Below are 19,821 nucleotides of genomic sequence, written 5' to 3' on the forward strand. Positions count from 1 at the left end.
AGCAGAAAGTGCTGGTGATCTGCTCCGAAGCAGCCACCGCCATCGCCCTGGAAGAGGCGCTGCGTACCCGCGAGGGGATCCGCGCCGCCGTCTTCCACGAGGGAATGTCCATCCTCGAGCGGGACAAGGCCTCCGCCTATTTTGCCCAGCAAGAGGGAGGCGCACAGGTACTGCTCTGCTCCGAGATCGGCTCCGAAGGCCGCAACTTCCAGTTTGCCAGCCACCTGGTGCTGTTCGATCTGCCCCTCAACCCGGATCTGCTGGAGCAACGTATCGGCCGACTGGATCGCATCGGTCAGCAGAACACGGTCGAGATCCACGTTCCCTATCTGGAAGGTACCTCCCAGCGCGCCCTGCAGCTCTGGTATCACGACGGTCTGGATGCGTTCGAGCAGACCTGCCCGACCGCCCGCCCAGTGTTCGAGGCGGTGCGCGACGAGCTGTTCGAGCTGCTGGCCGCCAACACCGGCGAACAGGAGACGCTCGAGGCTCTTCTGGCCAAGACCCGCGAACTGCATGAACCGCTCAAGGCCAGGCTGGAACAGGGACGTGATCGCCTGCTGGAGATCCACTCCAGCGGTGGCGAGGCCGCCCAGCAGCTGGTCGAGAAGCTGGCCGCCGAAGACGACGATACCGGTATGATCTCCTTCGCCCTCAAGATGTTCGACGAGATCGGCGTCAACCAGGACGACCGCGGCGAGAACGCCCTGGTGCTGACGCCTGGTGATCACATGCTGGTACCCAGCTTCCCGGGCCTGCCCCAGGACGGCATGACCATCACCTTCGATCGCCCCACCGCCCTGTCGCGGGATGACATGGCGCTGCTCTCCTGGGATCACCCCATGATGCGCGGCGGCATCGACCTGATCCTGGGTTCCGAGATCGGTGCCACCTCGGTGGCCCTGCTCAAGAACAAGGCGCTGCCGGTCGGGTCCATCCTGCTGGAGCTGATCTTTGTGGCCGAGTCTGCGGCCCACCCCCAGCTCTACCGCTTCATGCCGCCGACGCCGATCCGGCTGCTGATGGACAAGAACGGCAACAATCTGGGCGACAAGGTGGCTTTCGAGGCTTTCAACCGCCAGCTCACTCCGGTCAACCGTCACCTGGGCAGCAAGCTGGTGACCGCTTCCCAGCCCACGATCCACGGCCTCATCGGTCAGGGTCAGGCCATCGCCGAAGAGCTGAAGGCGGAGATCGTCGACAAGGCCCGTGCCCAGATGGCGCAAACCCTGCAACAGGATCTGGATCGTCTGGAGGCGCTCAAGGCGGTCAATCCGAACGTGCGCGACAGCGAACTGGATTATCTGCGCAACCTGCAGGCAGAATTGCACCACCTGATCGACCAGACCCAGCTCAAGCTGGATGCCATCCGCTTTATCGTGGTCACCCATAACTGACAGGGCCGTGAAGGCATCCTCTGCTCAATACCGACCAGAGCTGGATGCCATGCCCTGCTTTGAAGTGGTTACCCATAACTGATGGGGGCTTGCCCCCGCTTTGACCAAAGATGCGAGACGCTATGTTTGAATACTCACCGCCCCTGGAACCCTGGCTCGATATCCTGTTCAAGGACAAGGACATCATGGTGGTCAACAAGCCCACTGGCCTGCTGAGCGTCCCCGGGCGCGGCCCCGAGAATGAAGACAGCGTGCTCCATCGGGTGAAACAGCAGCACCCCAAGGCAGCGGCGGCCCACCGCCTCGACATGGCGACCACAGGTGTGCTGGTGATCCCCCTCAACCCCAACTCCCACCGGGAGCTGAGCCGGCAATTCCGCGAGCGGGAGACGGAGAAGCACTATCTCGCCTGGGTGTGGGGCGAGCCTGAGCTGGATTCGGGTGAAGTGGATCTGCCGCTCTGCGTCGACTGGCCCAACCGGCCGAAGCAGAAGGTGGACTTCGAGGAGGGGCGCCATGCCCTGACCCTGTGGCAGAAACTGAAGGTGGAGAATGGCAACAGCCTGATCAAGCTGACCCCGATTACCGGTCGTTCCCACCAGCTGCGCGTTCACATGCTGGAGCTGGGACATCCCATCCTCGGAGACAACCTCTACGCCCATCCGGAAGCGTTGGCGGCGGCACCACACCTCTATCTGCATGCGGCCAGCCTGACCATCAGCCACCCGCGCAGCGGCGAACGAATGACCTTCGAGGCCCCCGCCCCCTTTGTGGTATGAACCTGATCCAATCCGGGTGAAACGCGCGATAAACGCCGAGACAAAAGAAAGCCCCCATCGTTCGATGGGGGCTTTTTTATCGCTCAGACGCGGATATCGATTCGGCTTCCGAGGGAAGCGCTGGCCGATGTCGGCGCTGCCGGAGCGGACTGCGCTGCTGTTTCCAGCAGTTTCAGTGCGGATTCGCCTTCCTGGGTCTGCTGCTTCTTGGCTAGGCTGGCCACCATCAGAGCAGAACCAAACGACGCATTTGCAGAGCTAGAAATATCCATTATGTACCTCCTGCCCTGAGGCTATCGGCCAACGTGGGACAGACATGAGACATATTGATCAGAACAGGTATGCCTTGTCGGGGGAGCGCCTAGCCAACCAGCGCTCTTCCATCTCGAGCAGGGTCTGATAGGCCTTGGCCGCATGCTCGGGGCGGCTGAACAGATAGCCCTGCCCGTACAGATGAATGTCGGTCAGGGAACGCAGCACATCGAGCTGCCCCTGGGTCTCTATCCCTTCACACACCAGCTTCTTGCCCAGCATGGACCCCATGCGGCAGATGTTGGCCACCAGCTCTGCCGCCTCGATAGAGGTATCGATACCCTGGATGAAGGAGCGATCGATCTTCACCTTGTTCACCGGCAGCTTCTGCAGGTAGCTGAGGGACGAGTAACCGGTTCCGAAGTCATCCAGCGCCAGATGGACACCTTGCTGACTGAGATCCTGCATCAACTGCAGCGAGTTTTTGACTTCCCGCATGGTGGTGTCTTCCGTCACCTCCAGCACCAGACAGGAAGCGGGGATCTGGTGATCCATCAAGGCCCTTGCCACCATCTTCAGCAGGTTGCGTTGATACATGCCGGGGGAGATGTTGACACACATCTGCAGATCCACCAGGCCCAGATGCTGCCACTGATGCAGCTGTTCGCACGCCGTGTTAAGAACCCAGCTGCCCAGCTTCTCGGCCAGCTGGAACTCTTCCGCCACCTGGATCACCTCGTTGGGTGGAATGAACCCAAGCTCGGGATGACGCCAGCGCAGCAATGCCTCGACCGCCTCGCAGCGCCCGTTCTCCAGATTGACGATGGGCTGGTAATAGAGCTCGAGTGCGTTGTGCTCCAGCGCCATCACCATGTCAGAAGCCAGGTGCTTGCGTCTGGCCGTCTCGTTGAGCAGGGAGCTGTCATAGATGACATAGGGCACGTGGGTCTTGCGGCTGTGGGACAAGGCCTGCTCCGCCCGGCTCAACAGCTCCTGGGTCTGATTGCTGTCGGTCGGGAAGAAGGCGATGCCGATACCGACCTCCAGTCGGAAGGGGTAGTTGTCGATGATGATGTCTTGCCGGATGGAGTGGAGGATCCTCGCCACCAGCTCCCTGACCTGGCGCAGATCGCTCCCCTCCCGTTGCAGCATGGCAAGCTGATCTCCCCCGAGACGCGCCACCCACTCGCCATTCTCGCACAGGCTACGCAACCGCTTCGCCAGCTCCTGCAGCAGGATGTCCCCGGTGTTGTAGCCAAACTTGCTGTTGATGTCCCGAAAGTCATTGATGTCGACCAGCACCAGACCGAAGGCGGTGTCGCGGGTGACGTAGGAATCCATCTTCTCCAGCAGGGCCAGACGATTGGGCAGGCCCGTGAGCTGATCGACCCGGGCAGTCCGGAAATGGCGTCTGGCCTCCCGCACCAGCAGGCCACTGAGCAGGATGACCGAGATCACCAGGCCCAACACCATGAACAGCAAGGCGTCGCGCAACTGGCCGAAGCGCTTGTCATTGCCCGAATAGACGTTGATGTTCTTCTGCATCATGGAGGCGAGAGAGTAGGAGAGCGGCTCCTGCAAAGGCGCAAGGGCCATCATGATCTGCTGGTAGTCCCCGGTCCCCGGTTTCAGTTTGGCCAGCTCGGGCTCCAGCTTGCGGATATTCCCCTCGGTCAGCTGCACCAGCCGCAGCGTCTTCGGGTTGTCCCCCAGACTCTTGCGCAGTTGCCCGCTCAGTAGAATGGGGGTACGGCTCCACAGAATGTCGTAACGCAGCAGCAAGCCTTCGTGATCGATCCCGCCATAGTGGTAGCTCTCGACGGCATTGAGAAAACGGCCCAGTTCAAGCTGCAACTGCATCAATGCCCAGGAGACGTCATAGGTGTACTTTTCCATTACCCGGGTCGCATTCTGTATCTGCACCAGGCAATACAGCGTGCTACCCGTGAATAACAGAATGGATAGATAAAGAACGCCGAGTAAGGGCCAAGCCCTGGTCTTCGCTTTCACCCACGACTCCCGTAAGCCACCAGCTCTTTTACTGCTGAATATCGATCCCGCTCAGCTGCCAGATCATCATGTCGGTGAACTCGGAACGCTTGAGTTCCGGATACTGATCCAGTGGCAGGATAAACCAGAGGGGCCCCTTGTCACGTACCCGCATGGTCACACCGTCATCTTGCCAGGCGAGGATAGGATCGTATTGCTTGACCTTATCCCAGTTAATCCGGATCTGGAAACTGTTCAGAGCAGTGAGCGTGATGCTCTTGCCATTCGCCTTCACCGCCGCCAGCACGTCCGCAAGCCTGGGCCCCACATACTTGTGCGGTTTGTCGACCCAGGGATTGCTCGTCACGATTTCGTGCTGTGGCAGCGCCTGGATCATCGCCATGTCGAACAGCGCCTCCCCTTCACCCGGATCCGCAGATTCCAGCTCCCCAGTCAGCTTGAGGATCACCGGCCCCTGCGGCGCAGCCAGGACCATAACTGGTACGAGGAGGGAGAAGAGCAACGGAAGCAGGCCTAAATATCGCATATTCACCTCAGATGATTTGAGTATCAATAACTTCAGCTTAGCTGCACTAAAAAAAACGGCCCGCATAAGCGAGCCGTTTGATGACGGTAACGGGATTACATCATACCCATGCCACCCATGCCACCCATATCAGGCATGGCAGGGGCATCTTTCTTCGGCAGCTCGGAGATCATGCACTCGGTGGTGATCATCAGGCCGGCAACGGAAGAGGCGAACTGCAGAGCGGAGCGGGTTACCTTGGTCGGATCCAGGATACCCATGGCCAGCATGTCACCATACTGTTCGGTGTAGGCGTTGTAACCGTAGTTGCCTTCACCGTTCTTCACGGCATTGGCGATGACGGAGGCTTCCTCACCGGCGTTGATCACGATCTGGCGCAGCGGCGCTTCCATAGCACGCAGGGCAACCTTGATACCCACGTTCTGGTCTTCGTTGTCACCACGCAGGTCGACCAGCTTGGCAGCCACGCGCACCAGCGCCACACCACCACCGGCAACCACGCCTTCTTCCACTGCCGCGCGAGTGGCGTGCAGGGCATCGTCAACACGGGCTTTCTTCTCTTTCATCTCGACTTCAGTCGCCGCACCCACCTTGATCACGGCAACACCGCCGGCCAGCTTGGCCACGCGCTCTTGCAGCTTCTCACGGTCGTAGTCGGAGGAGGTCTCTTCGATCTGCTGGCGGATCTGGGCCACACGGCTCTCGATCAGGGCGGCATCACCCACACCATCGATGATGGTGGTGTTTTCCTTGGTGATGACGATACGCTTGGCACGGCCCAGATCTTCCAGGGTCGCCTTCTCCAGTTCCATGCCCACCTCTTCGGAGATCACGGTACCGCCGGTCAGGATGGCGATGTCCTGCAGCATGGCCTTGCGACGATCACCAAAGCCCGGCGCCTTGACGGCGGCGACTTTCACGATACCGCGCATGGTGTTGACCACCAGGGTAGCCAGCGCTTCGCCTTCCACGTCTTCGGCCACGATGATCAGCGGCTTGCCCGCCTTGGCCACGCCTTCCAGCACCGGCAGCATTTCGCGGATGTTGGAGACTTTCTTGTCCACCAGCAGGATGAAGGGATCATCCAGCTCGACGGAGCCGGTTTCCGGCTTGTTGACGAAGTAGGGGGAGAGGTAGCCGCGATCGAACTGCATGCCTTCCACTACGGCCAGCTCGTCTTCCAGGCCCTGACCGTCTTCCACGGTGATCACGCCGTCACGGCCGACCTTGTCCATGGCTTCGGCAATCAGCTTGCCCACTTTCTCGTCGGAGTTGGCAGAGATGGTACCCACCTGGGCAATGGCGTTGTTGTCGGCACAGGGAGTGGACAGCGCCTGCAGCTCGGCAACGGCGGCGGTCACGGCCTTGTCGATGCCACGCTTCAGATCCATGGGGTTCATGCCGGCGGCAACGGCCTTCAGGCCTTCGTTGACGATGGCTTGAGCCAGCACGGTCGCGGTAGTGGTACCGTCACCGGCGGCGTCGTTGGCCTTGGAAGCGACTTCCTTGACCATCTGGGCGCCCATGTTCTGGAACTTGTCTTCCAGCTCGATTTCGCGAGCAACGGAGACGCCATCCTTGGTGATGGTCGGGGCACCGAAGGACTTGTCCAGCACCACGTTACGGCCTTTCGGGCCCAGGGTCACCTTGACGGCATCGGCCAGGATGTTGACGCCTTCCAGCATTTTGATGCGAGCTTCGTTGCCAAACTTAACTTCTTTAGCTGCCATGTTCTTCAATCCTTAAATCAATTCGGGGAAAGGGGGAGTGATTACTCTTCGACAATCGCCAGGATGTCGGTCTCGGACAGGATCAGCACGTCCTGGCCATCCAGCTTCTCGGTCTTCACGCCGTAGCCTTCGTTGAAGATCACCTTGTCACCCACCTTGACGGCGAGGGCCTTGACATCCCCGTTGTCCAGAATCCGACCAGTCCCCACGGCAAGAACTTCACCACGGGTGGACTTCTGGGCCGCAGTACCGGTCAAGACGATACCGCCAGCGGATTTGGCTTCAGCTTCGATGCGCTTGATGATGACGCGGTCGTGCAGTGGACGAATTTTCATCGATAACTCTCCCAAAATGAGTCTCTAGTGTTGCTTGAGGAATGGCCGCAGTCGGCCAAATTTGTTATGCCCCTGATCTGGGGCAATACGGGTAGCCCTTCAAGGGCAAATACAAAAAAAATATTTTCACGTACTATGAATGCCTTTGATGGATCACCCACCCCCAATCAGGAAGGCGGATGGACACGGCCAGCATTCAGGCCCTGAGCACCTAGAGACATTGCCTTGAGCCGACCCAATCCCATGCTGACCGCCCCCATGACCCCAGTGCTGCTGCGCATGACGGGCCCCATGATCCTCGGCATCGTCGCCATCCTGGCCTTCAACCTGGTAGACACCTTTTTCATCGGCATGCTGGGCACCGAGGCACTGGCGGCCATCAGCTTCACCTTCCCGGTCACCTTCGTGGTGACGTCGCTCACCATGGGACTGGGGGCCGGTCTGTGCGCCCTGCTCGGCCATGCCCTGGGCCAGGGACGCCACGACGAGGCGGCCCGCATCACCACCGACTGCCTCTTCCTCGCCGTCGTGCTGGTGACCCTGCTCGCCGGGCTCGGGGCCCTGACCATCACCCCCCTGTTCACCCTGCTCGGCGCCAGCGACGCGCTCATCTCCCTCATCCACGACTACATGCTGATCTGGTATCTGACCGTCCCCCTGCTGGTCGTGCCCATGGTCGGCAACGCCGCCATCCGCACGACGGGGGACACCAAGACCCCCAGCCTGGTGATGGGGGTGGCCGGCCTGGTCAACGGCGTGCTGGATCCCCTGCTCATCTTCGGGCCCGGCCCTTTCCCCGAATGGGGCATCCGCGGGGCTGCCATCGCCACCTCGATCTCCTGGCTGATGGCCATGCTGGTCAGCCTGCACCTGCTGCGCAAGCGGGAAAAACTGCTGACCTGGCGCCTCTCCCCGCGTCCACAGCTGCTCGCCCACTGGCGCGCCCTGCTGCATGTGGCAGTACCGGCCTCCTTCACCAACATGCTCAATCCCCTGGCCAATGCCATCCTGATGGTGATCTTCGCCAGGCTGGGGACTGAAGTCGTGGCCGCCTATGGCGCCGCATCCCGGGTGGAGGCCTTGCTGCTCATCGTGATGATGGCGCTCTCCTCGGTGCTGGCCCCCTTCATTTCACAGAATTGCGGGGCGGGCAATCCGGCCCGTGCCAAGGGGGCCCTGCTGCTGTGCATGCGCTTCGCCCTGCTGTTCCAGCTCGGGGTCTACGGCCTCGTCTGGCTGCTGGCCCCTTTCATCGCCAACCTGTTCAGCGATCATCCCCAGGTGGTCAGGCTGATCGTGCTCTACCTGCATCTGGTCCCTATCGGATACGGTTTTCAGGGCATGGTGATGCTGCTGGCGTCGGCCCTCAACGGGGTCAGAGCCTCCACAGTGTCGCTGCTGCTCAACGGCATCAGGCTGTTTGTCTTCTTGCTGCCAGGGGCCTGGCTTGGGGCGAAGCTGGGGGGGGAACAGGGGATCTATCTGGGGATCATGCTGGCGAACCTGGCGGCGGGCCTGTTGGCCTGGGGCTATGCCCACCGCCGGTTCGAGCGGCTCTGCCATCAGGGTGCCACCTGATGTCACCGCTCGGGATGAAGTCTTACTCCTTGCGCTCGAACTCCCCCTCTATGGTGTTGCCACTGCGCGGAGATTGACCAGGCCTCTCATCACCAGGCGCGGATTCGAACGGCTGCTGGCGGGCACCAAAGCCTCCCATCTGCATCCTGAACTGATTGCTGCCGATCAGCTTGTCGGCCAGGCGGTTGCGCAGCCAGGGTTGCAGCAGCAGAATGCCGAAGAAGTCGGTCACGAAGCCGGGAATGATCAACAGCAAGCCGGCCAGTGCCAGCATCATGCCGCCCATCACCTCACGACCCGGCATCTCGCCCTGCTGCATCTTCTGCTGGGCGCTGAACAGTGTCTTGATCCCCTCGCTGCGCACCAGGGACGAACCCAGCACCGCGGTCAGCACCAGCAAGCCGACGGTGGGCAAGGCGCCGATCACAGCCCCCACCTCGATCATCACGGTGAGCTCCAGCAATATCAGGCCAACCAACAACAGTAACAACTTGCCCATAGCAACCTCGGTACGATGAATAAAATGGTCCCGAACAGGGCGCGTCGGCACAGCAGGGCTCATGCCGACACACAGGCGTGCGGGTCTCCTGTCCACTAGATGGGGGTCACTGGCCATTTTTCAAGCCCCTTCCCTGGCTGCATCGGGGCTTCGGAGAAATATTTTCCCCACAAACTGGGATTGAAGTGATTGTTCTGTCAAAGTAAATCGCTCAATTGCAATATCTGTTTAATGACCACAAGTTATTTGAGGTTGTCTCAAATTTAGTGATCCAGGTCTAATACCAGATACCCCAATTGAGGTAAGATCAACACCAGTCATAGCACAGGGAGCCTGGCTCCCAACTGCCCCACCCGATGTGTGGTGCTTCAGGATGATATGTGCGTAGGGAAGTCGCGACCACTCGGTGAGGATCGTTTCCATTTATCTGATTTCTGAGGCATTACAATGAGTGACATCAAGAACGTCCGCATTGAAGAAGACCTGCTGGGTACCAAAGAAGTTTCCAACGACATGTACTACGGTGTGCACACCCTGCGCGCCGTCGAGAACTTCAAGATCAGCACTCAGAAGATTTCTGACGTTCCCGAATTTGTCCGCGGCATGGTCCTGACCAAGAAGGCCGCTGCGCTGGCCAACGGCGAGCTGGGCACCATCCGTCCCGAGATCGCCGACAAGATCATCGAAGCCTGTGACCTGATGCTGAACACCGGCAAGTGCTTCGACCAGTTCCCGGTTGACGTCTATCAGGGCGGCGCCGGTACTTCCGTCAACATGAACACCAACGAGGTGCTGGCCAACATCGCCCTCGAACTGATGGGGCTGGAGAAGGGTCGCTACGACGTCATCAACCCGAACGATCACGTCAACAAGTGCCAGTCCACCAACGATGCCTACCCCACCGGTTTCCGCGTGGCCGTGGTCAACAGCACCGACACCACCCTGTTTGCCCTGGAAAGCCTGATCGCCGCCTTCGACGCCAAGGCCGCCGAGTTCAAGAGCATCCTGAAGATGGGTCGTACCCAGCTGCAGGACGCCGTGCCCATGACCCTGGGTCAGGAGTTCCACGCCTTCGCCGTCACCCTGCGTGAAGAGATCAAGTCCATCAAGCGTTGCCAGGAGCTGCTGCTGGAAGTGAACCTGGGTGCCACCGCCATCGGTACCGGCCTGAACACCCCGCCCGAGTATTCCGCCCTGGCCATCAAGCGCCTGGCCGAGATCACTGGTCGTGCCTACGTCCCGGCAGAGGATCTCATCGAAGCGACCTCCGACTGCGGCGCCTACGTGATGCTGCACGGCGCGGTCAAGCGCCTGGCCATGAAGCTCTCCAAGATCTGTAACGACCTGCGTCTGCTCTCCTCCGGCCCACGCACCGCGCTCAAAGAGATCAACCTGCCGGAAATGCAGGCTGGCTCTTCCATCATGCCGGCCAAGGTCAACCCGGTCATCCCTGAAGTGGTCAACCAGTCCTGCTTCAAGGTCTTCGGCAACGACGTCACCATCACCTTCGCCGCCGAAGCCGGTCAGCTGCAGCTGAACGTCATGGAGCCGGTGATCGGTCAGGCCATGTTCGAATCCCTGAGCCTGATGGAAAAAGCCTGTATCTCCCTGCGCGAGAAGTGCGTGGAAGGTATCACCGCCAACCCGGACATCTGCATGAACCACGTGCTGAACTCCATCGGCATCGTGACCTACCTGAACCCCTTCATCGGCCACCATGAAGGCGACATCGTCGGCAAGATCTGCGCCCAGACCGGCAAGAACGTCCGCGAAGTCGTGCTGGAGCGCGGCCTGCTGACCGCCGAGCAGCTGGACGAAATCCTCTCCATCGAGAACCTGATGAACCCGCAATACAAGGCCAAGCGCTACACCCGCGAAGCCGCCGTATAAGCGAATACATGGGCCGGGATCATCCCGGCCCATAGAGTCAATTCCCGAGCGACCCCTGCGAGTCCCGTCGGGAATTGGCTTTTCAGCCTAACAAGACCAAAAAAAACTGGAAAATGGAGTGTTCGCTATGATTGGAATCGAGTTACTTGTCGTGCTCGCCGCTATCTATCTGGGGGCCCGGATAGGCAGCATTGGCATCGGCTTCGCCGGTGGTCTGGGGGTGCTGGTACTGACCTGGGGGCTGGGCATGCCCATCCCGAGCGATCAGCTGGTGACCTATCTGCCCTGGGACGTGATCATGATCATCGCGTCCGTCATCTGCGCCATCGCCTGCATGCAGCTGGCCGGCGGCATGGACTACCTGGTGCACCTGGCCGAGAAAGCCCTGCGCAAGAATCCCAAGCACATCACCTTCGCCGCCCCGGTCGTCACCTACCTGATGACCATGCTGGCCGGGACCGGTCACACTGCCTTCTCCACCCTGCCGGTGATCGCCGAAGTGGCCAAGGAGCAGGGCATTCGTCCGTCCCGTCCGCTCTCCATCGCGGTCGTCGCCTCCCAGATCGCCATCACCGCCTCCCCCATCTCCGCGGCCGTGGTCGCCTTCTCCGGCATGCTGGAGCCGCTGGGCGTGGATTACCTGACCCTGCTGGCCATCTGCATCCCGTCCAGCTTCATCGCCTGTCTGCTGGGGGCCTTCATCGCCAACCTGCTGGGCAAGCCCCTGGAGCAGGATGAAGTCTATCTGGAGCGCAAGGCCAAGGGTCTGATCAAGCTGCGCGGCACCAGCCAGATTGAACTCAAACCCTATGCCAAGCTCTCCGTCGGCATCTTCGTCGCCGCCATCGTGGCCGTGATGGCCTATGCCACCGCCATCTCCGGCAACGTGGGCCTCATCAGCAATCCGCCGATCCCCCGTGACGGTGCCATCATGGGCATCATGCTCTCCGCCGCCACCCTGATGGTGCTGTTCTGCAAGCTGGACGCCGCCCAGATCACCAACATGCCGACCTTCAAGTCCGGTATGTCCGCCTGTATCTGCGTACTGGGCGTAGCCTGGCTGGGCAACGTCTTCGTGAAGGGCAACATGGTCGAGATCCAGGCCTTCGCCGGCGATCTGCTGAGCCAGTACAGCTGGCTGCTGGCCGTGGTGCTGTTCTTCTCCTCCATGCTGCTCTACTCCCAGGGTGCCACCACCAAGGCCCTGATGCCGGCCGCCCTGGCACTCGGCGTCAGCCCGCTGGCCGCCATCGCCTCCTTCGCCGCCGTCAGCGCCCTGTTCGTGCTGCCGACCTACCCGACCCTGCTGGCTGCGGTCGAAATGGATGACACCGGCTCCACCCGCATCGGCAAGGCCGTGTTCAACCACCCCTTCTTCATCCCGGGTGTGGCCACCATCGCCATGGCAGTGGCCCTGGGCTTCTTCTTCGGGGGCCTCATCCTCTGACGGGAAACCGCCCCATGCAAAACGGCCCTTCGGGGCCGTTTTTTGTGTCCGCTCGCCACAGACAGTCCATAAAAAAAGCCGCCCAGGGTGGGCGGCTCTCATCACAGAGGTGACATCAGCCGGGCTGGCGGGTACCGAAATAGTCCGCCAGGAAGTCGTCGAACGACAGGCTGTCGCTGCGCTCGCGCTCCCGCTGCTTGGCCAGGGAGTCCCTCGCCTCGCCGGCGAAGTAAGCCTCGTCCCAGTACTGCAGCTCCCCTGCCAGCATATCCTCCCGGTAGCGGCTCGCCAGCTCGTCGCCGAAGCAGCCGTTGTCCCGGCCGCTTTCCAGCAGCTGTCTGAGCAGGCGGGCGGAGTAGGTCAGCTCGGGGTCGAGCAGCTTCTCGCGGTGCATGGCCAGCGTCTCGCGGTAGCGGTTGCGGCCGCAGCAGCGATCCAGCAGCTCCGCCACCTGATCCAGCTCGTCGAACAGCTTGAGACCGTACTCCTTGAGGCCGATGGGGTTGCCCTGCTCATCCTCCAGCTCGAGGCCGGGGCGACGCCCCTCCAGCACCACCTTGTTCTGGTTGCGGCGGTTGCGGGCCACCTCCTCGTCGGTGAGGACGGGGGACGGGCGCAGCAGGCACCAGACCAGGAAGAGGTCGAAGAAGCGGATCTGGTCCACCTCGATGCCGAACGGGGTGAAGGGGTTCACGTCCACGGTGCGCAGCTCTATGTACTCGATGCCACGCTGCTCCAGCGCGTCGGACGGCTTCTCGCCGCTGCGCGGGGTGCGCTTGGGCCGGATGGGGGCGTAGAGCTCGTTCTCCAGCTGCAGCACATTGTCGTTGAGCTGGCGGTACTCGCCGTTCACCTTGACCCCGATCTTGGCGAACTCGGGATCATGGGTGTTGATGGCGCGGCGCAGGCTGCTGACATAAGCCGGCAGGCTGTCGTGGCTGATCTTGAGCCCCGCCTGGGCGCTGTTGGTGTAGCCGAGATCCGACAGGCGCAGCGCCGTGGCATAAGGCAGGTAGAGGGTCCCCTTGCCGGTCTTCTGGAACGGCAGGCTGCTCTTGCGCCCCTTGAGGAAGGAGTCGCAGATGGCCGGCGAGGCACCGAACAGGTAGGGCACCAGCCAGCCGAAGCGGTAGACGTTGCGAATAAGCCCCATGTACTTGTCGGAGATGAAGCGCTGGCTGCAGCACCCCTCGCCCACCAGATCCTGCCACTCGCACCAGAAGCTGTCCGGCATGGAGAAGTTGAAGTGCACCCCGGCGATCACCTGCATCAGGCTGCCGTAGCGATTCTTCAACCCCTGGCGGTAGAGTGTCTTCATCCGCCCGATGTTGGAGCTGCCGTACTGGGCAAGGCGAATGCTCTCCTCGTCACCGACAAAGCAGGGCATGGAGAGGGGCCAGATCCGCTCCTCCCCCAGGTGGTGGATGGTGTGGCGGTGGATGTCGCCGAGCTGCTCGATCAGGCTCTCGATGGAGTCGGTCGCCGGGGTGATGAACTCCAGCAGACTCTCCGAGTAGTCGGTGGTGATGTTGGCATGGGTCAGGGTCGACCCCAGGCTTCTGGGGTGATCGGTCTGGGCCAGGGTCCCTTGCGGGGTGATGCGCAGACATTCGCGTTCGATCCCGCGCCGGATCCCCTTGAGGGCGGTCACCCGCTCCGGGGTGCCCAGCGCAGCCAGCAACTCGGTGAACGACAAGCTAGTAGTGGTCATATTCACGGCTCATGTATGGCCGCCCCACCTGGGGCGGCACTCATTTTTTGCGACGCCCCTCAGGGCAGTTGCAGTGGATAGATGGGAAGATGAAGCTCGCTCAGGGGTTTTTCAAGCTTTTGCTTGTCCCCCACCACCACAATCACCATGTCGGCCGGGTCGAGCCAGCGGGCCGCGCTCGCCTTGAGCGTCTCGGGTGACACCGTCTTGATCAGGTTGTTCTGGGCCTGCACATAGTCCGGCTTCAGGTCATACATGATCATCTGCAGCAGGAAACCCGCCTTCTGGCCGAGCGTCTCGTAGGAGAGAGCATCCTGCTGGGAGACGGCACTGCGCATATAGGCCAGCTCCACCGGGGTCGGCCCGCTGGCGCGATAACCGTCCATCTCCTTGAGGAACTGGCGGATCGCATCCACGGTCGCATCGGCCCGCACGTTGGCGCCGGTGGCGAACACGCCCGCCTCGCGGTTGGCCTGGAAACCAGAGCTCGCCCCATAGGTGTAGCCCTTGTCTTCCCGTAGGTTCAGGTTGATGCGGCTGTTGAAGTTGCCCCCCAGGTTGAAGTTCATCAGGTTCGCGATGAAGTAGTCACCCGTGGTGTCGAACGCCATGGCCCGGCGGCCGATGCGGATCACCGACTGGGGCGCCCCCGGCTTGTCCACCAGATAGATGCCCGGTTTGGCCTGATCCCCCTTGGGCTTGAGATCCCCCAGGGTCGGCACTGCCCCCTGCCACTGGGTCAGGAAGGCGAGACCGGATTCTACCTGCTGGGCTGTCACGTCCCCGGTCACCACCACCTTGGCATTGGTCGGGTTGTAATAGTGCTGATAGAAGCGCTTCACGTCCGCCAGGGTCAGCTTCTCCACATCTGCCAGCACCCCGTCTGTGGGCTGGCCGAGGCGGTTCTGCTTGCCATAGACCAGCTCGCGGAGGGCCTGGCCCGCCAGCCACTCGGGCTGCTGTTCGCTCTGCTTCATCCCTTGCAACGTCTGCGCCTTGAGACGTTCGAAATCCGCCTCACGCAGGCCGGGCTGCAGCAGCACCTCGCGTACCAGATCCAGCGTCTGGGGCAGCTTGTCCACCAGACTGCTGATGGTGATGAGGTTGTTGTACTGGGCGCTGGAGACGCTGATGCTGGCCCCGAGCTTTTGCAGCTCGTCGCTGAGCTCGGCCTCGGAGAGGCGCTTCGTGCCCTGCTCCAGCATGGCGGCGGTGAGGCTGGCAAGCCCCAGCTCCCCCTTGCCTTCGGCCCGGATGCCCCCCGGCAGAGCGATCATGATGGAGACCGCGGGAATTTCGTCGCTGTGGGTGCCGATGATCTCGATGTTCTTGTCGAGCTTGCCGTGCCAGATGGCAGGCACCTTGACGCTCACCGCCTCGGCCGCCTTGGGCTGCACGCTGCGGTCGAAGCTGTCTTTCACCGGTCGCTCGGCCAGCGCCTCCCCATGCTTGCTGTAGTCAGGCAGCTCGCGCTTGGCAGGAGTGAAGTTGGGTTTGGCGACCTGCCAATCCGTCTTGCCCTTGGGTACCACGCTCAGCACCACGGCGGGCTTGTTCGCGATGAACTTGTCGTAGGCGGCCTGGACATCAGACCCCTTGACCCGGGCGATGGCATCCAGGTTCTTGAACACATAGTCGGGATCCCGGGCCAGCACCTGGCCCATGGCCAGCTGGCTCACCTTGCCCTCGATGCTGTCGAGGCCCCAGATGGCGGAGGCACGATAGCTGCTGATGGCCTTCTCCAGATCCGCCGGCTTGATGCCACGCCGGGCAAACTCGCCGATCACCTTGTCCACCTCCCCCTTGAGAGTCTTGAGGCTGCCATCCACCGCAGGGTTGGGATAGGCATAGACCGCCAGGGTGCAGGCCAGCTCCTCGCAGGAGTGGGAGGCCCCCACTTCGATGGCCTTGCCGGTTTTGACCAGGGACTGGTAGAGCATGGAACTGGCTGAGCCGCCGAGCACGTCGGCGAAGATGTCCAGCGCCGGCTCCTGCGGGTCACCGAGCGACACGGTCGGGTAGCTGACATAGAGCAGCGGCAGGTGCACCTTGTCTTCCAGCGTCACGTAGCGGGTCTCTGGCAGAGTCGCGGGCTGGGGCGTCGGCTTGGCCACCTCGGGCCCACGGGGAATGGGGCCGAAATACTGCTCGATCCAGGCCAGGGCCTGCTTGCTGTCGAAGTCGCCCCCCAGGGTCAGGGTGGCGTTGTTCGGACCATACCTGCGCAGGAAGAACTGCTTGAGGTCGTTCACGTCGACCCGGTCGAGATCCTCCACATAGCCGATGGGCTGCCAGGAGTAGGGGTGGGTGCGCGGATAGAGCGCCTCCCCCACCCTCTCGCCCACCAGGCCATAGGGCTGGTTGTCGATGCGCTGGGCCCGTTCGTTCTTGACGGTGGCACGCTGGATCTCGAACTTCTTCTGGCTCACCGCGTCGAGCAGGAAGCCCATGCGATCCGCCTCCAGCCAGAGCACCTTCTCCAGCTGGTTGGCCGGCACTGTCTCGTAGTAGTTGGTGCGATCCCGGTTGGTGGTGCCGTTCATGTCGCCACCGGCCTCGTTGATGATCCGCATGTGCTCCTGATCCCCCACGTGCTTGGAGCCCTGGAACATCATGTGCTCGAAGAAGTGGGCGAACCCGGACTTGCCCACCGTCTCGCGGGACGATCCTACGTGATAAGTGACGTCGAGGTGCACCAGGGGATCGGACTTGTCAGGCGCCAGGATCACGGTCAGGCCGTTGTCGAGCCGGTACATCTGGTAGGGAATGCCGAGCTTGCCTTCCTGCTTGACCTGCTCCGACACCAGAGTGGGGGCCGCCAGCACCGGCAGCGTGAAGCCCAGCAGCAGGCTTAATGGAATGAGTTTGTTCACGGTTACCTCGTGAGTGACAAAAAAGGGCTAGAGGATCTGACTGGCCAGCAGAAACACCAGGGCATAACGAAGCAGTTTGCCGAGCCCGATCAAGATGAGGGAGCGCCAGAAGGAGAGGCGCAGCCAGCCGGCCAGCAGACAGAGACCATCGCCGACCACGGGTGTCCAGGCGAGCAGCAGACACCAGTGGCCATGACGTTTGAGCCAGGAGAGTGCCTTTTGTTCCCCACGGCCTTGAAAATCTTCCGGTTTTTTCTTGTAGGTGGCGAGCCAGCCGAGCCACCAGGTGGTCATGGAGCCCAGGGTATTGCCCAGCGTCGCCCAGAGCAACAGGCTTGCCATGCTCCACTCCCCCCGGGTCGCCATGGCCCCCAGCAGCACTTCGGAGCTGCCGGGCAGCAGGGTGGCCGAGGTGAAGGCGCTCAGAAACAGCCAGCCAAGCCCCATTTCGCTGAACTCGCTCATCCCGGCTGGCCGTCGGCGGCGGGCATGCGCAGCAGCAGCTTGCCGCGCACATGGCCATCCTCGATGGCATGGTGGGCCAGCGCCCCTTCCGCCAGGGGGAATTCACCGGAGACGGTGATCTGCACATCCCCCTGACGCAGCAGCATCAGCATCTGGGTCAGCTGCTTGTGATCTGGATGGACCAGCATGCCGAGTACTTCGACCCCGAGCCCGGCCCCCGCGTCCTTGATCTGCTGGGCCGTGATGGTCGGCACCGTCACCAGACGGCCGCCCGACCTGACGCAGGCCAGCGCCGCCTTGCCGCTCTCGCCTCCCACCAGGTCCAGCACCAGATCCACGGGACCCTCGGCCACCACCTGGGCGGGCCAGTCGGCGTCGTGGTAGTCCATCATCTGGCTGGCCCCCAGACCGTGCAGGAAGCTGTGGTTGTCACGGCTGGCCGTGACCAGCACCTCGGCGCCATAGGCGCTGGCAAACTGCACCGCCAGGTGACCGACGCCGCCAGCCCCGGCCAGGATCAGCACCTTCTGCCCGGCCTTGAGGCCGCCGTGCTCGAACAGCCCCTGCCAGGCGGTCAGGCCCGCCAGCGGTAGCGCCGCCCCCTGCCTGAGGCTGACCCCGTCCAGCTTGACCAGCTCCTCTTCACGCACCACCACGGACTCGCCATAGCCACCGGCCGAGAGCGGGAACCCCACCATGCCGCACACCCGATCCCCTTCGGCCAGCACGGTGACACCGGGCCCCACCTTCTCCACCAAGCCGGAGACATCGTAGCCCGGCGTCCAGGGCAGGTTGTCCTTGTTCTGGGCTGCCGCCCAGCCGAGGCCGGCCCGGGTCTTCGCATCGATGGGGTTGACCCCCGCAAAGCAGATGCGCACCCGGACCTCGCCCTCGGCGGGCACCTTGTCCAGGGAAGGGTTGAGCCTGAGTACCGAGGGGTCGCCGAATGCGGTAATCTGAAGCTGCGTCATTGCACAATCCATCCTGTTGATTGATCAAGGGTCAACAGAATAACAGCGAGGACACCATGGCTCGAATGTTTCTTATCCCTCTGTTGCTGGCGCTGGGGTGGTGGGCGTTTCTGCTCTACTTCCGCATCCCGCTCAAGCAGGGGGCAAAGGGGTTTTACTGGATCATCGCCATCGGTGGCGGGCTTGCCGCCTTCCTCAGCCTGATGATGGTGCTCACCCACTGACGCCGTGCCCACGGGTCAATAAGAAGGCCACCCGAGGGTGGCCCATGTTCAACCCGCTTGCTGGTTGAGATGATAGTGACGGTTGCTGCCCTGCCCCAGCACCCCCTGTGCCAGCAGGTGCTGGAATACCCTGTCGACCTCCTCCAGGGACAGTGACAGGGCCTCGGCCACCTTGCGCTTGCTGCACTTGAGCTCGCCGCTCTCCAGCGCATCCCGCACCTGGGCCACCACCGCCGGCTCGGGTTCCGGTCGGCTTGCCACCACCGGCATTGCCGGCACCGGCGCCGGCTCTGCGCGTCTGGCCTCCGCCTGTTCCCGCTCTCGCTGCCAGAGCCAGCTGCGGCGAAAGCGGTTCTCCTCGCCGATCAGACTGACGAAGAAGGCACCAAACGCATCGAGCAACACGGAGAGGAAACAGACCAGCAGGAACTGCACCTGGCTGATGCTCATGCCCACCCCGTCCGCCAGGCTGCTCATCAGCCCCAGCATGGAGGATTGCTCCCCCAGCGGCTTGGCGTCCCGCTCCTGGCGCAGCTCGTCCTGACGCAGCCTGAGTTTGGTATTGGCCTGCTGCAAGCCGTTGACACCGCTGGAGATGCGCGCCATCTCGATGTACTTGCGAGCCGCCTCCTCGTTGAGCTGGATCTGCCGCTCTATGCTGGCGATCTGTTCGTCGAAGCGGGCGATCTCCCGCTCATGGCGCGCCTGCTGGTTCAGGATGGTGTTGGTGGCGCTGTTGATGCCACCGATGCTGCCGCCGATGGAGATGGCGGCCAGCACGCAGTAGAAGAGCAGCGACCAGAAGGCGCCCCCCAGATCCCGCCGCGCCTTGCACTCACCGTATTCGTACCAGACATAGAACTTGCCCAGCTCGAAGATGATGGCCAGGCCGCCGAACAGCCACTTCATCAGCGGGTTGTCATCGATGGAGAGAAACAGCAACAGGGAGAAGACGATGGAGGCCAGAATGGCCAGCCCGGTAAAACTGTACACTGTGGTGAGGGCAAACCACCCCTTGGGATAGCGCAGTACGGCAGAAACCTGTGTGGTCATGATAAAAAGGGTGCAACGTGCAGGAAAAGTTGGCTGCCGATTATAGTCAGCGAGCCCCCGGAGAGAAGGGCAAATCCCCGA

General features: G+C 62.0%; 17 protein-coding genes (1 of these 17 cut by a window edge). 6 read left to right on the forward strand and 11 right to left on the reverse strand.

Annotated elements, in window-relative coordinates; genetic code table 11:
• Together rapA and rluA are read left to right on the forward strand one after the other, a co-directional pair.
• A protein-coding gene (rapA, locus tag I6L45_RS03195) for an RNA polymerase-associated protein RapA (RefSeq protein ID WP_216983435.1) crosses the window boundary here: on the forward strand, window positions 1-1,397 show its end. Its footprint begins 1,471 nt before the window's first position; only the last 1,397 of its 2,868 coding nucleotides appear in the window; its start codon lies off the left edge, out of view; its stop codon occupies window positions 1,395-1,397.
• Between the two features lie 122 nt (window positions 1,398-1,519).
• Entirely contained in the window at window positions 1,520-2,176 is a 657-nt protein-coding gene (gene rluA, locus I6L45_RS03200; RefSeq protein ID WP_134694827.1) for a bifunctional tRNA pseudouridine(32) synthase/23S rRNA pseudouridine(746) synthase RluA, read from the forward strand.
• 83 nt (window positions 2,177-2,259) lie between these two features.
• On the opposite strand, the gene I6L45_RS03205 is transcribed toward rluA, so the two are convergent.
• From I6L45_RS03205 to I6L45_RS03225, 5 genes are all read right to left on the reverse strand, one after another.
• Window positions 2,260-2,448: a hypothetical protein gene (locus I6L45_RS03205; protein ID WP_043757779.1), complete on the reverse strand. Its 189-nt coding sequence runs from the start codon at window positions 2,446-2,448 to the stop codon at window positions 2,260-2,262.
• 58 nt (window positions 2,449-2,506) lie between these two features.
• The gene (locus tag I6L45_RS03210; protein ID WP_216983436.1) at window positions 2,507-4,438 is read right to left on the reverse strand and encodes a bifunctional diguanylate cyclase/phosphodiesterase; all 1,932 of its coding nucleotides are present in this window, start codon (window positions 4,436-4,438) and stop codon (window positions 2,507-2,509) included.
• 28 nt (window positions 4,439-4,466) lie between these two features.
• Window positions 4,467-4,964 carry a molybdopterin-binding oxidoreductase gene (locus I6L45_RS03215; RefSeq protein ID WP_216983437.1) on the reverse strand — a complete coding sequence of 166 codons (498 nt, stop codon included), beginning with the start codon at window positions 4,962-4,964 and terminating at the stop codon, window positions 4,467-4,469.
• 95 nt (window positions 4,965-5,059) lie between these two features.
• Complete coding sequence (gene groL, locus I6L45_RS03220) at window positions 5,060-6,694, reverse strand: chaperonin GroEL (RefSeq protein ID WP_043757770.1); 1,635 nt, start codon at window positions 6,692-6,694, stop codon at window positions 5,060-5,062.
• A gap of 41 nt (window positions 6,695-6,735) precedes the next feature.
• Window positions 6,736-7,029 carry a co-chaperone GroES gene (locus I6L45_RS03225; RefSeq protein ID WP_005309514.1) on the reverse strand — a complete coding sequence of 98 codons (294 nt, stop codon included), beginning with the start codon at window positions 7,027-7,029 and terminating at the stop codon, window positions 6,736-6,738.
• Window positions 7,030-7,272: 243 nt separating this feature from the next.
• Here I6L45_RS03225 and I6L45_RS03230 point away from each other — a divergent pair, with 243 nt between their 5' ends.
• Window positions 7,273-8,607: an MATE family efflux transporter gene (locus tag I6L45_RS03230; protein WP_254204388.1), complete on the forward strand. Its 1,335-nt coding sequence runs from the start codon at window positions 7,273-7,275 to the stop codon at window positions 8,605-8,607.
• 22 nt (window positions 8,608-8,629) lie between these two features.
• On the opposite strand, the gene I6L45_RS03235 is transcribed toward I6L45_RS03230, so the two are convergent.
• The gene (locus I6L45_RS03235; protein ID WP_216983439.1) at window positions 8,630-9,106 is read right to left on the reverse strand and encodes an FxsA family protein; all 477 of its coding nucleotides are present in this window, start codon (window positions 9,104-9,106) and stop codon (window positions 8,630-8,632) included.
• 447 nt (window positions 9,107-9,553) lie between these two features.
• Here I6L45_RS03235 and aspA point away from each other — a divergent pair, with 447 nt between their 5' ends.
• Both aspA and I6L45_RS03245 read left to right on the forward strand, forming a co-directional pair.
• Window positions 9,554-10,996 carry an aspartate ammonia-lyase gene (gene aspA / locus I6L45_RS03240; RefSeq protein WP_216983440.1) on the forward strand — a complete coding sequence of 481 codons (1,443 nt, stop codon included), beginning with the start codon at window positions 9,554-9,556 and terminating at the stop codon, window positions 10,994-10,996.
• Between the two features lie 127 nt (window positions 10,997-11,123).
• Window positions 11,124-12,443: an anaerobic C4-dicarboxylate transporter gene (locus I6L45_RS03245; protein WP_134694832.1), complete on the forward strand. Its 1,320-nt coding sequence runs from the start codon at window positions 11,124-11,126 to the stop codon at window positions 12,441-12,443.
• 115 nt (window positions 12,444-12,558) lie between these two features.
• Here the strand turns inward: I6L45_RS03245 and gshA are convergent, their stop codons facing one another.
• The 4 genes from gshA to I6L45_RS03265 are packed head-to-tail and all read right to left on the reverse strand — an operon-like array spanning window position 12,559 to window position 18,463.
• Entirely contained in the window at window positions 12,559-14,154 is a 1,596-nt protein-coding gene (gene gshA, locus I6L45_RS03250) for a glutamate--cysteine ligase (RefSeq protein WP_216983441.1), read from the reverse strand.
• 59 nt (window positions 14,155-14,213) lie between these two features.
• The gene (locus I6L45_RS03255) at window positions 14,214-17,027 is read right to left on the reverse strand and encodes a pitrilysin family protein (RefSeq protein WP_216983442.1); all 2,814 of its coding nucleotides are present in this window, start codon (window positions 17,025-17,027) and stop codon (window positions 14,214-14,216) included.
• Between the two features lie 27 nt (window positions 17,028-17,054).
• The gene (locus I6L45_RS03260) at window positions 17,055-17,492 is read right to left on the reverse strand and encodes a YqaA family protein (protein ID WP_216983443.1); all 438 of its coding nucleotides are present in this window, start codon (window positions 17,490-17,492) and stop codon (window positions 17,055-17,057) included.
• Window positions 17,489-18,463 carry an NADP-dependent oxidoreductase gene (locus tag I6L45_RS03265; RefSeq protein ID WP_216983444.1) on the reverse strand — a complete coding sequence of 325 codons (975 nt, stop codon included), beginning with the start codon at window positions 18,461-18,463 and terminating at the stop codon, window positions 17,489-17,491. Before I6L45_RS03265 ends, I6L45_RS03260 begins: the two co-directional genes overlap by 4 nt.
• A gap of 65 nt (window positions 18,464-18,528) precedes the next feature.
• Between I6L45_RS03265 and I6L45_RS03270 the strand changes: the two genes are divergently transcribed.
• The gene (locus I6L45_RS03270) at window positions 18,529-18,687 is read left to right on the forward strand and encodes a hypothetical protein (protein WP_167332216.1); all 159 of its coding nucleotides are present in this window, start codon (window positions 18,529-18,531) and stop codon (window positions 18,685-18,687) included.
• 48 nt (window positions 18,688-18,735) lie between these two features.
• Here I6L45_RS03270 and I6L45_RS03275 read toward each other — a convergent pair whose 3' ends face one another.
• Entirely contained in the window at window positions 18,736-19,740 is a 1,005-nt protein-coding gene (locus I6L45_RS03275; RefSeq protein ID WP_216983445.1) for a Preprotein translocase subunit SecY, read from the reverse strand.
• Window positions 19,741-19,821: the final 81 nt, after the last annotated feature.

It is taken from the genome of Aeromonas sp. FDAARGOS 1415 (assembly GCF_019048365.1).
GTDB classification, from domain to species: domain Bacteria; phylum Pseudomonadota; class Gammaproteobacteria; order Enterobacterales; family Aeromonadaceae; genus Aeromonas; species Aeromonas taiwanensis.

What these genes read in the sequence shown, in the direction of transcription:
- rluA (WP_134694827.1), top strand. Translation starts at nt 1,520, where the DNA reads ATGTTTGAATACTCACCGCCCCTGGAACCCTGGCTCGATATCCTGTTC.
- I6L45_RS03205 (WP_043757779.1), bottom strand. Translation starts at nt 2,448, where the DNA reads ATGGATATTTCTAGCTCTGCAAATGCGTCGTTTGGTTCTGCTCTGATG.
- I6L45_RS03215 (WP_216983437.1), bottom strand. Translation starts at nt 4,964, where the DNA reads ATGCGATATTTAGGCCTGCTTCCGTTGCTCTTCTCCCTCCTCGTACCA.
- groL (WP_043757770.1), bottom strand. Translation starts at nt 6,694, where the DNA reads ATGGCAGCTAAAGAAGTTAAGTTTGGCAACGAAGCTCGCATCAAAATG.
- I6L45_RS03225 (WP_005309514.1), bottom strand. Translation starts at nt 7,029, where the DNA reads ATGAAAATTCGTCCACTGCACGACCGCGTCATCATCAAGCGCATCGAA.
- I6L45_RS03230 (WP_254204388.1), top strand. Translation starts at nt 7,273, where the DNA reads ATGCTGACCGCCCCCATGACCCCAGTGCTGCTGCGCATGACGGGCCCC.
- I6L45_RS03235 (WP_216983439.1), bottom strand. Translation starts at nt 9,106, where the DNA reads ATGGGCAAGTTGTTACTGTTGTTGGTTGGCCTGATATTGCTGGAGCTC.
- aspA (WP_216983440.1), top strand. Translation starts at nt 9,554, where the DNA reads ATGAGTGACATCAAGAACGTCCGCATTGAAGAAGACCTGCTGGGTACC.
- I6L45_RS03245 (WP_134694832.1), top strand. Translation starts at nt 11,124, where the DNA reads ATGATTGGAATCGAGTTACTTGTCGTGCTCGCCGCTATCTATCTGGGG.
- gshA (WP_216983441.1), bottom strand. Translation starts at nt 14,154, where the DNA reads ATGACCACTACTAGCTTGTCGTTCACCGAGTTGCTGGCTGCGCTGGGC.
- I6L45_RS03260 (WP_216983443.1), bottom strand. Translation starts at nt 17,492, where the DNA reads ATGAGCGAGTTCAGCGAAATGGGGCTTGGCTGGCTGTTTCTGAGCGCC.
- I6L45_RS03265 (WP_216983444.1), bottom strand. Translation starts at nt 18,463, where the DNA reads ATGACGCAGCTTCAGATTACCGCATTCGGCGACCCCTCGGTACTCAGG.
- I6L45_RS03270 (WP_167332216.1), top strand. Translation starts at nt 18,529, where the DNA reads ATGTTTCTTATCCCTCTGTTGCTGGCGCTGGGGTGGTGGGCGTTTCTG.
- I6L45_RS03275 (WP_216983445.1), bottom strand. Translation starts at nt 19,740, where the DNA reads ATGACCACACAGGTTTCTGCCGTACTGCGCTATCCCAAGGGGTGGTTT.